Origin of the sequence: Arthrobacter woluwensis (assembly GCF_900105345.1) — a bacterium.
GTDB classification, from domain to species: Bacteria; Actinomycetota; Actinomycetes; order Actinomycetales; family Micrococcaceae; genus Arthrobacter_E; species Arthrobacter_E woluwensis.
Genome location: NZ_FNSN01000003.1, coordinates 2,138,046 through 2,154,986 on the forward strand (window position 1 = coordinate 2,138,046; position 16,941 = coordinate 2,154,986).

A 16,941-nucleotide genomic window follows, 5' to 3' on the forward strand; every position below is an offset into this window, starting at 1 on the left:
AGACAGGCGGTGATCACCAACGACGGCGGCCCGTCCCGCCTGCTCGCGCAGGCTTGTCACGACGACAGGAGCACCAGCTCCCGGGTCGCCCGGGTCATGGCGACGTATCGGTCCACGGCTCCCTCGATGCCCGCCCCGAAACCCTCCGGGTCCACGAGCACCACGAGATCGAACTCCAGGCCCTTCGCCTCCTCGGCCGTCAGGACACCCACCCGCGCCTCAGCCGCAGGCAGGCGGGAGGCCACCGCGTCCGGAACAGGGGCGATGACACACGCGACGCCCTCCGTGTTCAGCTCCAGCCATTCCCTCAGCACCGTGTCCAGTTCGCTGAGATCGCCCCGCCTGACCGGGATGCCACTGCTCCGGACCGAGGCCGGCACATTGGCATCGGGCAACGCCGCGCGGATCGTCGGCTCGGCCTCCGCCATCACCTCCTCCGGAGTGCGGTAGTTGATCGTCAGAGAGGCCAGGCGCGCCTCGGGAACGCCCACCCGCTCGAGCCGTTCGATCCAGCTTTCCGGGAAGCCCCGCCGGGCCTGGGCTCGGTCGCCCACGATCGTCAGGCTCCCTGACGGACACCGCGCCAGCAGCATCTGCCACTCGGCGTCACTGAGCTCCTGGGCCTCATCCACGATCACGTGCCCGAAAGGCCCCGCGAGCAGATCGGGGGAAGTCGTGGCCACGAGGCCTTCATCGCCCAGGCTCTCCTGCAGGTCCTCGCCCTTCAGCATGGACATCACGAGCATCTCGGAGTCGTCCGCGGCGATCAGGTCCTCCACCACACGGCCCATCAGGTCCCGCTCGGCCGCCTGCTCCGCCCTGCGGCGCCGCGCACGCCTCGCCGCGTCAGGATCACCAAGGCGGAGCCGGGCCGCGTCCAGCAGGGGAAGGTCATCCGTGGTCCAGGCCCGCGGCTCCTCCCGCTGCAGCACACCGACCTCCTCGGCGGTGAGCCACGGCGCGCAGAGGGACAGATAGGCCGGTACCCGCCACAGATCACTCACCACCACGGTGTGGTCCAGGAGGGGCCACGCACGGTTGAACACCGCCGCGAGCTCAGCGTTCCGTGCGAGTGCCGAACGGAGCGCGCCTTCGGGCGCCTCGCCGTCGTCGGCTCCTTCGACCAGCAGCGTGAGCAATTCGTCCCAGACTTCGGCGCGTGCCTCGTTATGGGGTGTCCCGGGCGCAGGGGCCGCGAAAGCTTCGGCCCAGTCCTCGGGACCCACCCAGACGTCCCGGTAGGGGGTCTCCACGAGGAGGCCCCGGGTGGGAGGCTCCTCGTAGAACCGGACGCCCCGTTCGATCGCGCGCACCATGTCCGCGGACGATTTGAGCCGCGTCACCTCCGGATCGCTCTCTGCTCGGGCAGCGGCGCCTTCGGGCACCAGTTCGCGGACGGTGCAGGCCTGCACGCCTTCCTCGCCGAGGCCGGGCAGGACATCCGCCACGTAGGACAGGTAGTGCCGGTGCGGTCCGACGAGCAGGACGCCGCCCCGACCGCGGCTGAGACGGGGATCGGCGTACAGGAGATACGCGGCACGGTGCAGCGCCACGACCGTCTTCCCGGTGCCCGGACCGCCGTCGACCACCAGGGCGCCCCGCGACGACGCGCGGATGATCGCGTCCTGGTCCGCCTGAATCGTGCCCAGGACGTCCCGCATGCGCGCCGTCCTGCTGTGCCCGAGGCTGGCGATGAAGGCGGACAGGTCACCGAGCGAGGCGGCATCGTCGACACCGTCGGGGGAGAAGGCCTCATCCCAGTAGTCGGTGACACGACCGCCGCTCCAGCGGTACCGACGCCGGCTCACCACCCCCTGCGGATGTGCGTGGGTCGCGCTGGAGAACGGCTCCGCGGCGGGGGCCCGCCAGTCGACCAGGAGGCGCTCGCCGTCGGCGTCCGTCAGGCCCAGCCGTCCGATGTACACGGGGGCCGCGCCGTCCGATGTCACGAAGCGCCCCAGACAGAGGTCGAGTCCGTATCTCTCGAGGGCCCGCAGGCGGCCGCTGAGGCGCCGGATCTCGGCGTCCCGGTCCACAGCCTGCTGTCCCGAACGGCCGGGGGCGCGCCGGGCGGCGTCGAGACGCTCGGCGAGTTCGGCGCGGGTCCGCTCAAGGCTTGCGGCGATGGCGGTGAAGTGGCGTTCGTCGTCCGCGATCAGGGCGGGATCAGCCTTCGCTGCGAGGCGTTCGGGGAGCTGGAAAACGCTGGACGGGGTGGTGGCTGCCACGGTGGGGTCTCCTCGGATCGTGTCGTTGGACCCTCTACTGTGCGGCATCCGGGGGGCCTTGCCGCAAGCCCCCGGGTGCGCTATAGATTGAAAATGAGGAGGAGTGTTCATCCTCGATCCTGGGCGGTCCACGATGGCATCGCGCGTTCCGCCGACACCCTTTCCTTCTCCGTCTCCCGGGCGGAAGATGAGTCATGTGGACTCGTCGGAAGCATCTCTGCCGTCCTCCCGGTCAGCGGGCCGACGCCGCGCCTGAAGCGGCGAAGCCGGACCATGTGGTGCTCTTCGTCCACGGCATGGGACGGGCCCTCAAGGGCGGGACGCTGCAGGAATGGGCGCAGCCGCTCATGCTCAGCCTCCACGATGAGGCCCTTGCGTGCGACGACGCCGGCGACCACCCGCCGCTCATCATCACCGAGGCGACGGCCGTGGGGGACGCCCCGCAGGCCCGCGTGAAAGTGCTCACCGGCTGCTCCCCGTCGGGCGGTCCCGAATACCTCGATGTGCTGATGACCGAGGCCTCGTGGGCGAAGGACTTCGAACCGGCGACCGTCGGCGCCACCTTCTGGTGGGCCATGAGCCAGGCGAAGACGGTGTACAAGCGGTGCCTGCGGCTCCTGTGGTGGACTTTCCGGCCCGCGGACCACGAACGGATCCTCCCGGCGCGCCTGCTCACCTGGCTGCTCCTCATCCCGTTCATCAGCGCGGTGGCGGCCCTGGGTTTCCTGCTGATCCTCGGGATCCTCCTGCTGGGAATGGTCCTCATGGTCCTGGCGAAGATCCCGGCCCTCGGTCGGTTCGTCAGTCGGCTGCTGTCCCTGTTCGCGGACTTTCTCGGTGACCCGCAGGTCTGGAAACGCAAGCAGATGCAGGCCGCTGCCATGCGGCAGAGAATCCGCGAGACACTGGCGCCCTGGAACGGCGACGACGGGGTGCCGGTCACCGTGGTGGCGCACAGTCAGGGAGCCGCGATCGTGGGGCAGGTGCTGTTCCAGCGGAGCGAGGATCCCGTGCGCGCCACGAACTTCGTGAGCGTCGGCAGCGGGATCGATCTTCTCGGATACGCGGAATGGGGTGGCACCGACGGCAGTGATCCGGTCCAGGACTGGCTCGACGTGCCGGACCGCCCGCGGTGGGTCGACGTCTGGGGCAAATTCGACTTCGTCCCGGCCGGGCCGATCTCGCGCGCCGTGGACGGCCGGGCCGCGATCTTCCGGAAGATCTTCGATCGCGAGGGGCCGGGCACCGGCGGCCCCGGCCCGGACGAGCACCCGGTCTACAACCGTTCGGCCCTGGTCTACGACCACGTGGTCTATTCGCGCAACCGGATCGAAGTCATCGACCCGCTGGCCAGGCTCATCCTGTCGACGCCGCGCCATGAAGCCTCGCGGTCGACGGCGCAGGCGCCGGTGCCGCTGCTCTTCACGGGCGTCCCGGGGGACGAACGCCTCCGGCCGCATCGCGTCATGGTCAAGAGTCTCGGCGTGACCCGGCTGGCCGCTCTCGTGGCGGCCATGCTCACCGCCCCCGCCCTCATGACCTGGTTCGCCGGACGATCGGTGGTGCGAGGTTCGGCCCGCTGCGCTGCGGATCCGGTGTCCTGGCTCGCGTGGCTGTGCCCTGACGGTCCTTACCGCTGGGCGAACCCCGCCGATTGGTCCCTTCTGGCGGTGGCCACACTCGTCCTGACGGCTGTGCAGATCTGGGTGCTGAACGGCATGCTCTGGAGCGGTCTCCACGGGCTGCTGGAACGTCGCCGGAAGAAGTCCCGGACCCGGTCCAGTGATCCGAAGAAGAAGCTGCCACCGAATCCGTGGTGGCAGCTCTGGCTCTATCTCGCCGCCGCGCTGGTCCTCACCTTCGTCCTCCCGTGGCTCGTGCTCGGCGGAGACCTCACGGGTGGGGACGTCCTCCTCGTCGTGCCGCTGCTGCTGTACCCCTTCGCGTTCCTGAGGACCGGCATCAGGGGTCTGGCCGCGCGCGTCTGACGGCGGTGCCGGTTCAGCCGGGGGCCAGCGCCGCTGCGAGCCCCTGCTCACCCTTCCGCATCGTGTGGGCGTGCGCGGCCATGAACACCCGGGCGGCCACGGGGGACAGCACGTTCATCCAACGCAGCGTCGGGCGCACGGTCCATCGGATGTCCATCCTGGTCCCGGAGCCGGCCGACTCCGCCGTGAGCACGATGTCGCCGTCCCCCTCGAGGTCCCCCTGTGCTTCGAACACGAGCTTCCGATGCGTGACCGCGAGCGTCGGATGGATGCTGACGGTGAGCGAATAGCCGAGCAGCGTCCGGAAACGCAGATGAGCGATGATGTCCGTCAGGTCCGCCGTCGCCGGATCGTCTGAGGGGCTCGTCGTGGTCAGGGGAGCGGCCACGGTGCACCCGGGCCACCACACGGGTTCGCCCGGGCGGAGGTCCAGCGCGGTGAGAACGTCCCACACCTCATCGACCGGGGCGGGCAGATGCCAGGTGGACCGGAGGTCGAAGAGCCGTGGCGTCATGAAGTCATTCTGGCAGGAGACACCCGGAAAACACGGAAGGCCCCCGGTCTCAGACCAGGAGCCTTCGCTCTGTGCGCGGAGGGGGACTTGAACCCCCACGCCCTATTCGGGCACTAGCACCTCAAGCTAGCGCGTCTGCCATTCCGCCACCCGCGCATCTGGGTGAACCGGCTGTCTGGACCGCGTTTCCGCTGTTCAGGCCGCCGGGGCAACGAGAAATACTCTACACGCATTTCACGGAAACGCGAAATCCTGGCTGAGCTGGGGCTTCGCAAGGTTTCGGGGCATGACCGGGAGAGCGCCCCGTGCCCGAACGTCCCCACTAGGCTGAGGAGTGATCAGTTCGGCAGCGGCGCGGAAAGGCGAAACGATGAGCACTCAGGAATCCGTCACCCCCTCCCAGGGGACATCTCCGGCCGAAGCGGAAGTGGTGGACATCTGCCGCGAACTCATCCGCTTCGACACCACCAACTTCGGTGACAACCAAGGACCCGGAGAACGGAAGGCCGCCGAGTACGTGGCGGGCCTCATGGCCGAGGTGGGTCTGGAGCCGGAGATCTTCGAGTCCGCGCCCGGCCGCGCCAGCGTCGTGACCCGGATGGAGGGCCAGGATCCCAGCGCGAGTGCGCTGGTGGTGCATGGCCACCTCGACGTCGTGCCGGCCCTGCGGGAGCAGTGGAGTGTCGATCCCTTCGCCGCCGAAGTGAAGGACGGCATGATCTGGGGCCGAGGCGCCGTGGACATGAAGGATATGGACGCCATGATCCTGGCGACTCTCCGTGACTTCGCACGGCGGGGGATCAAGCCGAAGCGTGACCTCGTGTTCGCGTTCTTCGCCGACGAGGAGGCCGGCGGGGACTACGGCGCCCGCTATGCCGTGGACAAGCGTCCCGAATTGTTCGACGGCGCCACCGAGGCCATCTCCGAAGTCGGCGGCTTCTCGTCCACGATCGGTGGCAAGCGCGCGTACCTCCTGCAGACGGCGGAGAAGGGCCTGTCCTGGCTGCGCCTGGTCGCGCACGGCCGCGCGGGCCACGGCTCGCAGATCAACACGGACAACGCCGTGACGCGGCTCGCGGCCGCCGTCGCGCGCATCGGCCAGCATGAGTGGCCCATCGAACTCACGCCCACCACCCGGCAGTTCCTGGACGGCGTCACCGAGCTGACCGGCGTGGAATTCGATCCGGACAACCCGGAGATCATCCTCAAGGAACTCGGCACCGTGGCGCGCTTCGTCGGCGCCACGCTGCAGAACACGTCCAACCCCACGCTGCTCAGCGGCGGGTACAAGCACAACGTCATCCCGGAGACGGCCGAGGCGCTCGTGGACTGCCGCACGCTGCCGGGCCAGCAGGAGCAGGTCTTCGAGACCATCCGCCAGCTCGCCGGCGAGGGCATCGAACTCAGCTACGTGAACAAGGACGTGTCCCTGGAGGTGCCGTTCGCGGGCAATCTCGTGGACGCCATGGTCGATTCCCTCAAGCGCCACGACCCCGAGGCGACGGTCCTCCCGTACACGCTCTCGGGCGGCACGGACAACAAGTCGCTGAGCCAGCTCGGGATCACCGGCTACGGCTTCGCGCCCCTGCAGCTGCCGGATGAGCTCGACTTCACCGGCATGTTCCACGGTGTCGACGAGCGGGTCCCGCTGGACTCCCTGCGCTTCGGCACACGCGTCCTGTCCGATCTGCTCCAGAACTACTGATCGGGACGGGACTACTGATCAGGACGGGCCCGTCGGTACTTCGGCCGGCGGGCCTGCCCCGATCCGTCGGGAGCCGCGCTCAGATCGTCCGCGCGACGTTCATGACCTTGCGCCGCATCCAGTAGCGCCGATGACCGCCCAGGTAGAGGACGGAGCGGTGAAGTTCCCATTTGCCGTATTCGCTGTGCTCCAGCACGCGCCGTCGCGCTTCGGGCAGCGATTCGTCGCGCTCGACGCTGATGACCATGTACTCGTAATTCTGGCCCTGGTACAGACGTTGTTCCACGGACCGCGGCAGAATCTGTTCCTTCATGTGAGATGTCTACCACTCCTGCGGGCGAATTTCCTGCCCTCCGACACATTTCGCCGGAGGCGCCGCGGGGGCTTCCCGGCTGGTCACAGGCCATGACGTAAGGTCGTCTACATGAATTGGATCGAAGCCATACTTCTCGGCCTGGTACAGGGCCTGACCGAGTTCCTCCCCATTTCATCCAGCGCTCATCTGCGCATCCTGGGGGAGTTCCTGCCGAATGCCTCCGATCCCGGGGCGGCCTTCACCGCCATCACCCAGCTCGGCACCGAGACCGCCGTCCTGCTCTTCTTCTGGAAGGACATCGTCAGGATCGTCAAAGCGTGGTTCGGATCGCTGCGCGGCAGCGTGTCCCGCGATGATCCGGACGCCCGCATGGGCTGGCTCGTGATCCTGGGCAGCATCCCGATCGTCGTGCTCGGCATCCTGCTGCAGGACTACATCGAGCACACGTTCCGTTCCCTCTGGATCGTCGCCACCACGCTGATCGTCTTCGGCATGATCCTGGCCGTGGCCGACGTCTTCGGCAAGCAGGAACGCCAGCTCAAGGACCTGACCGTCAAGCACGGCATCCTGTACGGCTTCGCCCAGGCCCTCGCCCTCATCCCGGGCGTGTCCCGCTCGGGCGGCACCATCACGGCCGGTCTCTTCATGGGCTACACCCGTGAGGCTGCGGCCCGGTACTCCTTCCTCCTGGCCATCCCCGCCGTCTTCGGCTCCGGGTTCTACCAGCTCTTCAAGGTCCTCAAAGGCTCCGAGGCCGCCGGCCCGTACGGGCTGGGGGAGACCGCCCTGGCGACCCTGATCGCCTTCGCGGTCGGCTACGTGATCATCGGTTGGTTCCTCAAGTTCATCTCCAGCCGCGGGTACCAGGCGTTCGTCTGGTACCGGATCGGACTCGGCGCCGCGCTGTACCTGCTGCTCGGATTCGGGGTCATCCCCGCCTGAGCGATAGGCTGACAGGCGTGAAATCGTGGAAGACGCGCCCTGTCCCTGAACTGCCCGGAACCATGCCGCCGCTCAGGATTTACGACACCTCGCGCGGTGACTTCGCCACCATCCAGCCGCAGGCCGAACAGTCCATGTACGTCTGCGGGATCACCCCTTATGACGCGACCCATATGGGTCATGCGGCGACATATCTGGCCTTCGATCTGCTCAATCGCGCCTGGCGCGACGCCGGCAGCCGGGTCGACTACGTGCAGAACGTGACGGACGTGGACGACCCGCTCCTGGAGCGCGCGACCGCGACCGGCCAGGACTGGCGCGAGCTGGCGGTCGATCAGACGAGCCTCTTCCATGAGGACATGGAAGCGCTCAATGTCGTGGCGCCTGCGCACTACGTCGGCGCCGTCGAGGCGATCCCGTGGATCGTCCCCGAGATCGAGCGCCTCGTGGCCTCGGGCCTGGCGTACCGTGTGCCAGGGACGAACGGCGAGCCCGACGGCGATGTGTACTACGACGTCGCCGCGGCCGACGCCGAGGGCCAGAACGTCGAAGCCTGGGAACTGGGCGCCGTCTCCGGGCTGAGCGAGGAGGAGATGCTTCCCCTCTTCGCCGAGCGCGGCGGAGATCCCGACCGCCCCGGCAAGCGCAACCGGCTTGACCCGCTCCTCTGGCGCGTCGCCCGCGACGGTGAGCCCTGCTGGGACGGCGGCTCGCTGGGCCGGGGCCGTCCCGGCTGGCACATCGAATGCACCGTGATCGCCCAGCGCTTCCTGCCGTCGCCGTTCACGGTCCAGGCCGGCGGTTCGGACCTGATCTTCCCGCACCACGAGATGGGCGCCGGACACTGGTACTCCCTCACGGGCGAGCCCATGGCGAAGCACTACGCCCACACGGGCATGGTGGGCCTGGACGGCGAGAAGATGAGCAAGTCACGCGGCAACCTGGTCCTGGTCTCGGCGCTGCGCCGTCAGGGCGTCGAGCCCGCGGTCATCCGCAGCGCCGTTCTGGCGAACCACTACCGCACCGACTGGTTCTGGACCGACGAGCTCCTCCAGGAGGCGGAGCGTCGCGTGGCCCGCTGGCGGGAAGCCCTGGAGCATGCTCCGGAGGGTTCCGCCGGTCCGCTCCTGGCGGCGCTGCGGGAGCGGCTCGCCGACGATCTGGATGCACCGGGCGCGCTGCGGGCCCTGGACACGTGGGCGGACGCCGCACTCGCCACGGGTGGGACCGCCAGCGTGCCGGACGCCAGCCTCGTCTCCGACTCCGTCAACGCCCTCCTCGGCGTGGAGCTCTGAGGACGGACTCGCGCTGAGGCGCGGCGCGCGCTCCTGACACGGACGACGACGGCGGGGAACCGCCGTCGCCGTCTGCTCTTAAGGTGTCATGCGCCCAGGAAGGATCGGCTTAGGAAGTAGCGGGTCAGGAAGGATCGGCGTGCGGGTGGCCGTTGCCTTTGCCGCGACGCCGCAGGTACCGCTCGAACTCCCGGGCGATCGACTCGCCGGAAGCCTCCGGAAGCTCGGCCGTGTCGGTGGCCTCCTCCAGCTGGCGGACGTAGCCCGCGATGTCGGGGTCCTCGGCGGACAGCTCGTCCACGCCGCGTTCCCAGGCCTCGGCGTCCTCGACCAGATCGCCCGGATCAAGGGGGATCTGGAGCAGCTCCTCGATCCGGTGCAGCAGCGCGAGCTGTGCCTTCGGCGAGGGGGACTGGGCCACGTAGTGAGGAACGGTCGCCCACAGGGAGATGGCCGGAAGCCCCGCGAGCCGCGCGAGTTCGCCGAAGACTCCCACGATACCGGTGGGGCCCTGGTAGGTGGACGGTTCGAGGTTCAGACGTTCCTGGAGGGCCCGGTCATCGGTCGTCACGGTGACGGGGAGGGGCCGTGTGTGGGGGACGTCCGCCAGGAGCGCACCCAGCAGGACCACGCGGTCCACCCCGAGTTCCTCGGCCTGGGCCAGGATCTCCGCGGTGAACGCGCGCCAGCGGTAGGACGGTTCCACACCGCTGACCAGGACGACGTCCACCGGCACGCCGGGGATGCTCGCCTGATGGATCCGAGTGCCCGGCCAGCGCAGCCGCCGCTCCCCGGAGCCTGTGGTGCGCACTGTGGGCCGGGTGAACTGGAAGTCGTAATAGTCGTCGGGCTCCAGGACGGACACCTTCCGGGCATGCCACGCCTTGCTCAGGAATTTGATGGTGTCGCTCGCAGCTTCACCGGCGTCATTCCACCCCTCGAAGGCCGCAATGAGAACCGTGCTGCGCTTCCCGCCCTGGTGCAGGGGAAGGAACGCCTCGTCCTGCAGAGTCTCGGGGTCGTCGAAGTTCTCCATGGGCTCTACCCTACGACGGACCCGGCCCAGCTCAAGAGACGTCTTCGCACATCACCGCCCCGTAGACTTGGGCCATGTTGTCTCCAGCGCCTCTCTCGTCCGGTGATCGCCGTCCTGATGCCCCTTTGCGGGCCGTGCTGTGGGACATGGACGGGACTCTGGTGGACACGGAGCCGTACTGGATCGCGGCCGAACATGAACTCGTGGAGAGCTTCGGAGGCACGTGGAGCCATGCTCAGGCGATCCAGTTGGTGGGCCAGGCCCTGGACCGCAGCGCCCGCATCCTGCAGGCCGCCGGTGTCCGGATGCCCGAACGCCAGATCATCTCCACGCTCTCGACCCGCGTCATGGAACGCATCGAAGAAGCGGTCCCGTGGCGGCCCGGGGCCCAGGAGATGCTCGAGTCGCTGACGGCGAACGGGGTGCGCTGCGCTCTCGTCACGATGAGTGAACGCCCCCTGGCCAGCCTCGTGGTGGAGAAACTGCCGCAGAAGTACTTCGAATTCCTGGTCACCGGTGACGACGTGACGAACGGCAAGCCCGATCCCGAGGCGTACCTCCAGGCCATGGCGACCATGCAGTCCACCGAATCCGCCTTGCGGGTGGAGAACTTCGTGGCCCTGGAGGACTCCGTCCCGGGCGTGGGCGCGGCGCTGGCGTCCGGCGCCGTGACCATCGGCATCCCGCACACCGTGCCCCTTCCGGAGTTCCCCGGCCGTTTCACCCGCTGGGACACGCTGGCGCAGAAGGATTACCACGCGATACAGCGCATTCTCGACGGGCACTGGGCCGGCACTCCGTCAGGACTCGATCCCGAAGACGGGAAGGTCAGCGCGTGAGCTCTGTGACCAGCCGGGATGGGCTGCGGCTCGGCCGACTCTGGGGCATCCCCATCTACCTGGCGTACTCGTGGTTCATCATCGCGGCCTTCACCGTGGTGACGTTCGGCCCGATGCTCGCTGGTTCGCAGCCGGCCCTGGGATTCGGCGCCTATGTCGTCGCCTTCATGTACGCGGTCCTGTTGCTGCTCTCCGTCCTGGCGCACGAACTCGCCCATGCGCTGACCGCCATGATCTTCGGCTGGGCGTCGGAGAAGATCGTGCTCAACCTCTGGGGCGGGCACACCCAGTTCACCGAGTTCAAGGCGACGCCGTGGCGTTCCGTCCTGGTCGCGTTCGCCGGGCCGGTGGCCAACTTCGTCCTGGCGGGCCTCGGCTGGCTCGCCGCCACGCTGACGCAGCCCGACGGGGTGGCGGGGATCCTCCTCTGGATCTTCACCTGGGCGAACTTCGTCATCGCGATCTTCAACGTCCTGCCCGGCCTGCCGCTCGACGGCGGCCGTCTCGTGGAGACGATCGTCTGGACCAGCACCGGGAACCGCGAGAAGGGCACCATCGCCGCGGGCTGGGCCGGACGGATCATCGTCGTCCTGATCGTGCTCTACTTCATCGTCCGCCCGTTCCTGCTGGGGGAGGGCCTCGACTTCAAGTTCGCCATCATCACGCTGCTCGTCGCCGGATTCCTCTGGATGGGGGCGAGCGAGGCGATCCGCGTCGCCCGCATGCGCGGCAGGCTCCCCGCCATCCATGCTGCGCAACTGGCCGAACCGGCCTACGGTGTCCCGCAGGACCTCCCGGTGGCACAGCTCTTCTCCGTGGCACGGCCGGGCACCGCCTTCGTGGTCATCGCGCCGGACGGCAGCCCGCAGGCCGTCGTCGACCCCTCCGCCGTCGCCGCGGTGCCCGCCGGCCTCCTTCCGACGACGCCGGTCTCCGCGGTCAGCGTGCCCTTGGCCCCCGGCGCCTACGTGCCGGACCACGCCGCAGGCAAGGAGCTGATCGACTACCTGTCGGCCCTGGACGGCAACCAGTACGCCGTCGTCGACTCCCAGGGCCGCGTGACCGGCCTTCTGCGCCAGGCGACGGTCGTGGCAGCCCTGACAGGACGACCGGAAGGCCCCGGCCGAGCCGGGACCCACTGACGGGTAAAGTTGATTCCCGGACATTTCGCCCACACCCCATGCGCGCCCGATGCGGCGCACAGGAGAAGGAACACGCCATGAGCAACCAGGAAACCCCCCAGGCCACCCCCGCGGAAGGCCGCCAGGCGGTCGGCGCCGCTCGACGCCGCGGGCCGTTCCGGGTGGGCGAGCGGGTTCAGCTCACCGATGAGAAGGGGCGGATGAACACCATCACCCTCGAACGGGGCGGGGCGTTCCACACCCACCGCGGCTTCCTCAACCACGACGATCTGATCGGGCAGCCCGACGGCAGTGTCGCCGTGAACAACATCGGCCAGCAGTACCAGGCGCTCCGTCCGCTGCTGAGCGACTTCGTCCTCTCGATGCCGCGTGGCGCGGCGGTGGTCTACCCGAAGGACGCCGGCCAGATCGTGACCATGGCGGACATCTTCCCGGGCGCCCGCGTCGTCGAAGCGGGAGTCGGCTCCGGCGCGCTGTCCATCTCCCTGCTCCGCGCCGTCGGCGACATGGGCTACCTCCACTCGTTCGAGCGGCGCGAGGAGTTCGCCGACATCGCCCGTGGCAACGTCGAGACCATCTTCGGCGGCCCACACCCGGCCTGGCAGATCAGTCTGGGCGACTTCCAGGACGAGGTCGTCAAGGCGGAGGCGCCCGGCAGCGTCGACCGCGTGGTTCTGGACATGCTCGCCCCGTGGGAGTGCCTCGACGCCGTGGCCACGGTGCTGGCTCCTGGCGGTGTCTGGATCAACTACGTCGCCACCGCGACCCAGCTGTCCCGCACGGCCGAGGCCATCCGCGCCGACGGCCGCTTCACGGAGCCCGATGCGTGGGAGTCCATGGTCCGCGGCTGGCACCTCGAAGGCCTGGCCGTCCGCCCGAATCACCGCATGGTGGGGCACACCGGCTTCCTGCTGGTCACGCGCCGTCTGGCGGACGGCGTCGACGGCCTGGCGCTGAAGAAGCGCGCCAAGACGGAATTCACCGAAGAGGACATGAACGCCTGGACCCCGGCCAGCGTGGGGGAGCGTCCGTACTCGGACCGCAAGCTCCGCCGTGCCGCCCGTGACGCCATGGCAGGCACCCAGGTGGAGGATCCCGAAGAGCCGACCGCAGGGGAGTAATCCCAGGTCGGAGGCCATCGGCAGTCACATCGTGGGCACCGGTCCGCGATCCCCGTCGGAACGCGCTAGTGTCGAAGGTGACGGCACACGGACTTTCCACGAGAGGGCTGGCCACCATGAGCGAGGACACACTGGGCACCAACGGTGACGCCGCGAACGAGGCGCGGAACAACGCTGCCCACCAGAGCATTGCCGAACGGCAGATCAACGTGCTGCGGGACAAACTCCGCAATGTGGACCGCCAGCTCTCCTCCGCGACCCAGAACAACTCGCGGCTGGTCGGCATGCTCGAGACCGCCAAGACCGAGATCCAGCGGCTCAAGGCCGCGCTGGAGCAGGAAGGGCAGCCGCCCTACAGCTTCGCCACGATCGCACAGCTGAACCACCGCAAGGAACCCGTCCCGGGCGCCAGTGCCAACGCCGCCGTGGAGGAGTCCGTGGACGTCTTCAACGGCGGGCGGAAGATGCGTGTGGGGATCAGCCCCCTGGTCAACATCCACCAGCTCGCCGTCGGCCAGGAAGTGCTGCTGAACGAGGCCCTCGTGGTGATCGCAGGACTGGGTTTCGAGCAGGCCGGCGAAGTGGTCACCGTCAAGGAACTGATCGGTCACGACCGCGTGCTGGTCGTCGGCCGCACCGATGACGAGCGGGTCATCCGCCTCTCGGGTCCGCTGCGCCACCGGGGCGTGCGGGTCGGTGACGCGGTGTCCGTGGACGGGCGCACCGGTTTCGCTCTGGAGAAGGTCGACCGCAGCGAGGTCGAGACCCTGGTCCTGGAAGACGTGCCGGACATCAGCTACGAGGACATCGGCGGCCTGGGCCCTCAGATCGAACAGATCAGGGACGCCGTGGAGCTCCCGTTCCTGCACCCGGGCCTCTACCGCGAGCACGGGCTCAAGGCGCCCAAGGGCATCCTCCTGTACGGCCCTCCGGGCTGTGGCAAGACCTTGATCGCCAAGGCCGTCGCCAATTCCCTGGCAGCCCGCGCCGCGGAGCGTTCCGGCGCGGCCGAGCTGAAGAGCTACTTCCTGAACATCAAGGGTCCGGAGCTGCTGGACAAGTACGTGGGTGAGACCGAACGGCACATCCGCCTGATCTTCGCCCGCGCCCGGGAGAAGGCCAGCGACGGCAGCCCCGTGGTGGTCTTCTTCGACGAGATGGACTCGCTGTTCCGCACCCGCGGCACGGGTGTCTCCTCCGATGTCGAGACGACGATCGTGCCTCAGCTCCTCAGCGAGATCGACGGCGTCGAGCGTCTGGACAATGTGATCGTGATCGGCGCGTCCAACCGCGAGGACATGATCGATCCCGCCATCCTCCGCCCCGGACGCCTCGATGTGAAGGTCAAGATCCAGCGCCCGGACGCCGAAGCGGCCGCGGACATCTTTGCGAAGTACATCACCACCGAGCTGCCCCTGCACCCGCAGGACGTGGCGGAACACGGCGGGGACCAGGCCGCCACGGTCCGCGGCATGATCCAGCGCACCGTGGAGTCCATGTACTCGACGGACAAGTCCAATGAGTACCTCGAGGTCACCTACGCCAACGGTGACAGCGAGATCCTCTACTTCAAGGACTTCAACTCCGGCGCCGTCATCCAGAACGTGGTGGACCGCGCGAAGAAGTACGCCATCAAGGACCTCCTCACGAGCGGCGAGAAGGGCCTGCGCATCGACCACCTGCTGCGGGCCGTCACCGACGAGTTCCGGGAGCACGAGGACATGCCGAACACCACCAACCCGGACGACTGGGCCCGGATCTCCGGCAAGAAGGGTGAGCGGATCACCTACATCCGGACGATCGTCCAGGGCAAGGGCGGGCAGGAGCCCGGCAAGAGCCTGGAGACCGCCACCAACACGGGACAGTATCTGTGAGCGCATCCGGACTGCCCGGAGCCGGCGACGGCGGGGTCATCCGTGTCATGGGATCGGAGACCGAGTACGGAATCCACGCCCCGCAGGCCCCGACCGCCAATGCGACCGTCCTCTCGGCGCGGGTCATCGACGCGTACGCCCGCCTCACCTCCGCCCGTCAGGCTTCCGGCGAGACCGGGCCCGGCTCCGGGAGCCGCCGGACGGCTGCGGGCTGGGACTACAGCGATGAGGAGCCGCTGCACGACGCGCGCGGCTGGTCGCTTCCCCGCACCCAGGCACACCCGAGCCAGCTGACCGACGTCGCGCCCGTGCTGGATGCGACCGCCGTGGCCCTCGCGCACGGCCGAGCCGAGCTGGACTACTCCGACGTCGAATCGGGGGAGCAGCCCCTCATGAACATGGTGCTGGGCAACGGCGCACGCTTCTATGTGGATCACGCCCACCCGGAGTATTCGAGCCCCGAGGTCACCAACCCGCGGGACGCCGTGATCTGGGACGCCGCCGGCGACCTGGTCGCCCTCGACGCGATCCGCGCCCTCGACGCCGACGACGGCTCCGGCCCGGTCAATCTCTACAAGAACAACACGGACAACAAGACCGTCTCCTACGGGAGCCACGAGAACTACCTCATGCCACGGGCCGTGCCGTTCTCCTCCATCGCGGAAGGCCTGATCCCGTTCTTCCTGAGCCGTCAGGTGCTGTGCGGCGCGGGCCGGCTGGGGATGGGCCAGGACGGGCGCGGCAGCGGGTTCCAGATCAGTCAGCGGGCCGACTTCTTCGAAGCCGAGGTCGGCCTGGAGACGACCATCCGGCGCCCCATCGTCAACACCCGTGACGAACCGCACGCCACTGCGGACAAGTACCGCAGGCTGCACGTCATCATCGGGGACGCCAACCTCTCGGAGTATGCGAACTACCTCAAGTTCGGCACCACGGCGCTCGTGCTGGGCCTCATCGAGGCGGGTCGCGTCCCGCGGCTCCAGGTGTTCGAACCGGTGGCCGCGCTCCAGGAGGTCAGCCACGACACCACGCTCGCCCATCAGGTGCGGCTGATCGATGGCCGGCGGATGACCGGCGTCGAGCTCCAGTGGCTCTACTTCGAGGCGGCCCGTGAGTTCGCCGAGGAGAGCGGCGCCGGCCACCCCACCCAGGGTGACGGCCAGACCCACGCCGTGCTGACGGCGTGGGAGGAGACCCTCGGCTGGCTCGAGCAGGGCGACGAGCGCGCCGCCCAGCGCGTCGAATGGCTCGCCAAACTCCGGCTCCTCGAGGGCTACCGTGACCGCGGCGGGTTGGCCTGGGATGACGCTCGCCTCGGACTGATCGACCTGCAGTGGTCGGACATCCGCCCGGAGAAGGGCCTGTACCACCGGCTCGTGCAGCACGGCCGGATGGCCAAACTGGTGGACGACGCCGAGATCGCGGCCGCCGCGACCACGCCGCCGGCCGACACGCGCGCCTATTTCCGCGGCATGTGTCTGAGCCGCTTCCCCCGTGCCGTCACGGGCGCCAGCTGGGACTCCGTGATCTTCCGCCTGCCCGGGCAGAGCCGGGCCACGAGGATCCCCACGCGCGAACCGCTGCGCGGCACCCGGGAACTCACCGGCGCGCTCTTCGAGGAACATGAGGACGCGGGGGATTTCCTGCGCGCGCTCCTGAGCTCACCGTGAGCTGAGCTGCTGCGAACAGGGCCTTGAAGTGGCAGGATGGCAGGAGAGGACAATCCGAGGAGGAACCATGGCAGGCCAGGAACAGATCAACCCGAGCACGCGCGGCGAGGAGCAGATCGAGGAGACGGACGCCCCGGCGCCCGCCGCTCCCACGGCTCAGGCCAGTGAGGCGACGCAGGGCGTGGACGACCTGCTCGACGAGATCGACGGCGTGCTGGAACAGAACGCCGAGGAGTTCGTCCGCGGCTTCGTCCAGAAGGGCGGCCAGTAG

Annotated in this window: 14 protein-coding genes and 1 tRNA gene; 10 read left to right on the plus strand and 5 right to left on the minus strand. The window is 68.7% G+C overall.

Features of this window, described 5'->3' with window-relative positions:
• Nucleotides 1-56: 56 nt before the first annotated feature.
• Complete coding sequence (gene helR / locus BLV63_RS10450; RefSeq protein WP_066212433.1) at nucleotides 57-2,228, minus strand: RNA polymerase recycling motor ATPase HelR; 2,172 nt, start codon at nucleotides 2,226-2,228, stop codon at nucleotides 57-59.
• A 194-nt stretch (nucleotides 2,229-2,422) separates the two neighbouring features.
• On the opposite strand from helR, the gene BLV63_RS10455 reads away from it, so the two are divergent.
• Nucleotides 2,423-4,216: a hypothetical protein gene (locus tag BLV63_RS10455; protein WP_066212436.1), complete on the plus strand. Its 1,794-nt coding sequence runs from the start codon at nucleotides 2,423-2,425 to the stop codon at nucleotides 4,214-4,216.
• A 13-nt stretch (nucleotides 4,217-4,229) separates the two neighbouring features.
• On the opposite strand, the gene BLV63_RS10460 is transcribed toward BLV63_RS10455, so the two are convergent.
• Both BLV63_RS10460 and BLV63_RS10465 read right to left on the minus strand, forming a co-directional pair.
• On the minus strand, nucleotides 4,230-4,730 hold the full coding sequence (locus BLV63_RS10460; RefSeq protein ID WP_066212438.1) for an SRPBCC family protein: 501 nt from the start codon (nucleotides 4,728-4,730) through the stop codon (nucleotides 4,230-4,232).
• 72 nt (nucleotides 4,731-4,802) lie between these two features.
• Nucleotides 4,803-4,886 (minus strand) — tRNA-Leu (locus tag BLV63_RS10465).
• Between the two features lie 214 nt (nucleotides 4,887-5,100).
• Here BLV63_RS10465 and BLV63_RS10470 point away from each other — a divergent pair.
• Nucleotides 5,101-6,435, plus strand: coding sequence for a M20/M25/M40 family metallo-hydrolase (locus tag BLV63_RS10470; RefSeq protein WP_066212439.1), 1,335 nt, complete (start codon nucleotides 5,101-5,103; stop codon nucleotides 6,433-6,435).
• Between the two features lie 79 nt (nucleotides 6,436-6,514).
• On the opposite strand, the gene BLV63_RS10475 is transcribed toward BLV63_RS10470, so the two are convergent.
• On the minus strand, nucleotides 6,515-6,748 hold the full coding sequence (locus BLV63_RS10475) for a DUF5703 family protein (RefSeq protein WP_066212440.1): 234 nt from the start codon (nucleotides 6,746-6,748) through the stop codon (nucleotides 6,515-6,517).
• 111 nt (nucleotides 6,749-6,859) lie between these two features.
• On the opposite strand from BLV63_RS10475, the gene BLV63_RS10480 reads away from it, so the two are divergent.
• On the plus strand, nucleotides 6,860-7,693 hold the full coding sequence (locus tag BLV63_RS10480) for an undecaprenyl-diphosphate phosphatase (protein WP_066212442.1): 834 nt from the start codon (nucleotides 6,860-6,862) through the stop codon (nucleotides 7,691-7,693).
• Nucleotides 7,694-7,710: 17 nt separating this feature from the next.
• Nucleotides 7,711-8,988 carry a cysteine--1-D-myo-inosityl 2-amino-2-deoxy-alpha-D-glucopyranoside ligase gene (gene mshC / locus BLV63_RS10485; protein ID WP_066212444.1) on the plus strand — a complete coding sequence of 426 codons (1,278 nt, stop codon included), beginning with the start codon at nucleotides 7,711-7,713 and terminating at the stop codon, nucleotides 8,986-8,988.
• A gap of 124 nt (nucleotides 8,989-9,112) precedes the next feature.
• Here the strand turns inward: mshC and BLV63_RS10490 are convergent, their stop codons facing one another.
• Nucleotides 9,113-10,024, minus strand: a complete 912-nt coding sequence (locus BLV63_RS10490; protein ID WP_066212446.1) for a PAC2 family protein — start codon at nucleotides 10,022-10,024, stop codon at nucleotides 9,113-9,115.
• A gap of 74 nt (nucleotides 10,025-10,098) precedes the next feature.
• On the opposite strand from BLV63_RS10490, the gene BLV63_RS10495 reads away from it, so the two are divergent.
• From BLV63_RS10495 to BLV63_RS10520, 6 genes are all read left to right on the plus strand, one after another.
• Nucleotides 10,099-10,863: an HAD family hydrolase gene (locus BLV63_RS10495; protein ID WP_074784239.1), complete on the plus strand. Its 765-nt coding sequence runs from the start codon at nucleotides 10,099-10,101 to the stop codon at nucleotides 10,861-10,863.
• On the plus strand, nucleotides 10,860-12,005 hold the full coding sequence (locus BLV63_RS10500; RefSeq protein WP_066212448.1) for a site-2 protease family protein: 1,146 nt from the start codon (nucleotides 10,860-10,862) through the stop codon (nucleotides 12,003-12,005). The genes BLV63_RS10495 and BLV63_RS10500 overlap by 4 nt, the downstream gene beginning before the upstream one ends.
• A 77-nt stretch (nucleotides 12,006-12,082) precedes the next feature.
• Entirely contained in the window at nucleotides 12,083-13,126 is a 1,044-nt protein-coding gene (locus BLV63_RS10505; RefSeq protein WP_066212449.1) for a tRNA (adenine-N1)-methyltransferase, read from the plus strand.
• Between the two features lie 116 nt (nucleotides 13,127-13,242).
• Nucleotides 13,243-15,000, plus strand: a complete 1,758-nt coding sequence (gene arc, locus BLV63_RS10510) for a proteasome ATPase (protein ID WP_066213052.1) — start codon at nucleotides 13,243-13,245, stop codon at nucleotides 14,998-15,000.
• A complete protein-coding gene (dop, locus tag BLV63_RS10515; RefSeq protein ID WP_066212452.1) occupies nucleotides 14,997-16,670 on the plus strand; it encodes a depupylase/deamidase Dop in 1,674 nt (557 codons plus the stop codon). Before arc ends, dop begins: the two co-directional genes overlap by 4 nt.
• A 67-nt stretch (nucleotides 16,671-16,737) precedes the next feature.
• Entirely contained in the window at nucleotides 16,738-16,941 is a 204-nt protein-coding gene (locus tag BLV63_RS10520; RefSeq protein ID WP_066212453.1) for a ubiquitin-like protein Pup, read from the plus strand.

Excerpts from the sequence above, each read along its gene's own strand:
- BLV63_RS10455 (WP_066212436.1), top strand. The coding sequence starts at position 2,423 with ATGTGGACTCGTCGGAAGCATCTCTGCCGTCCTCCCGGTCAGCGGGCC.
- BLV63_RS10460 (WP_066212438.1), bottom strand. The coding sequence starts at position 4,730 with ATGACGCCACGGCTCTTCGACCTCCGGTCCACCTGGCATCTGCCCGCC.
- BLV63_RS10470 (WP_066212439.1), top strand. The coding sequence starts at position 5,101 with ATGAGCACTCAGGAATCCGTCACCCCCTCCCAGGGGACATCTCCGGCC.
- BLV63_RS10475 (WP_066212440.1), bottom strand. The coding sequence starts at position 6,748 with ATGAAGGAACAGATTCTGCCGCGGTCCGTGGAACAACGTCTGTACCAG.
- BLV63_RS10480 (WP_066212442.1), top strand. The coding sequence starts at position 6,860 with ATGAATTGGATCGAAGCCATACTTCTCGGCCTGGTACAGGGCCTGACC.
- BLV63_RS10490 (WP_066212446.1), bottom strand. The coding sequence starts at position 10,024 with ATGGAGAACTTCGACGACCCCGAGACTCTGCAGGACGAGGCGTTCCTT.
- BLV63_RS10495 (WP_074784239.1), top strand. The coding sequence starts at position 10,099 with ATGTTGTCTCCAGCGCCTCTCTCGTCCGGTGATCGCCGTCCTGATGCC.
- BLV63_RS10505 (WP_066212449.1), top strand. The coding sequence starts at position 12,083 with ATGAGCAACCAGGAAACCCCCCAGGCCACCCCCGCGGAAGGCCGCCAG.
- arc (WP_066213052.1), top strand. The coding sequence starts at position 13,243 with ATGAGCGAGGACACACTGGGCACCAACGGTGACGCCGCGAACGAGGCG.
- BLV63_RS10520 (WP_066212453.1), top strand. The coding sequence starts at position 16,738 with ATGGCAGGCCAGGAACAGATCAACCCGAGCACGCGCGGCGAGGAGCAG.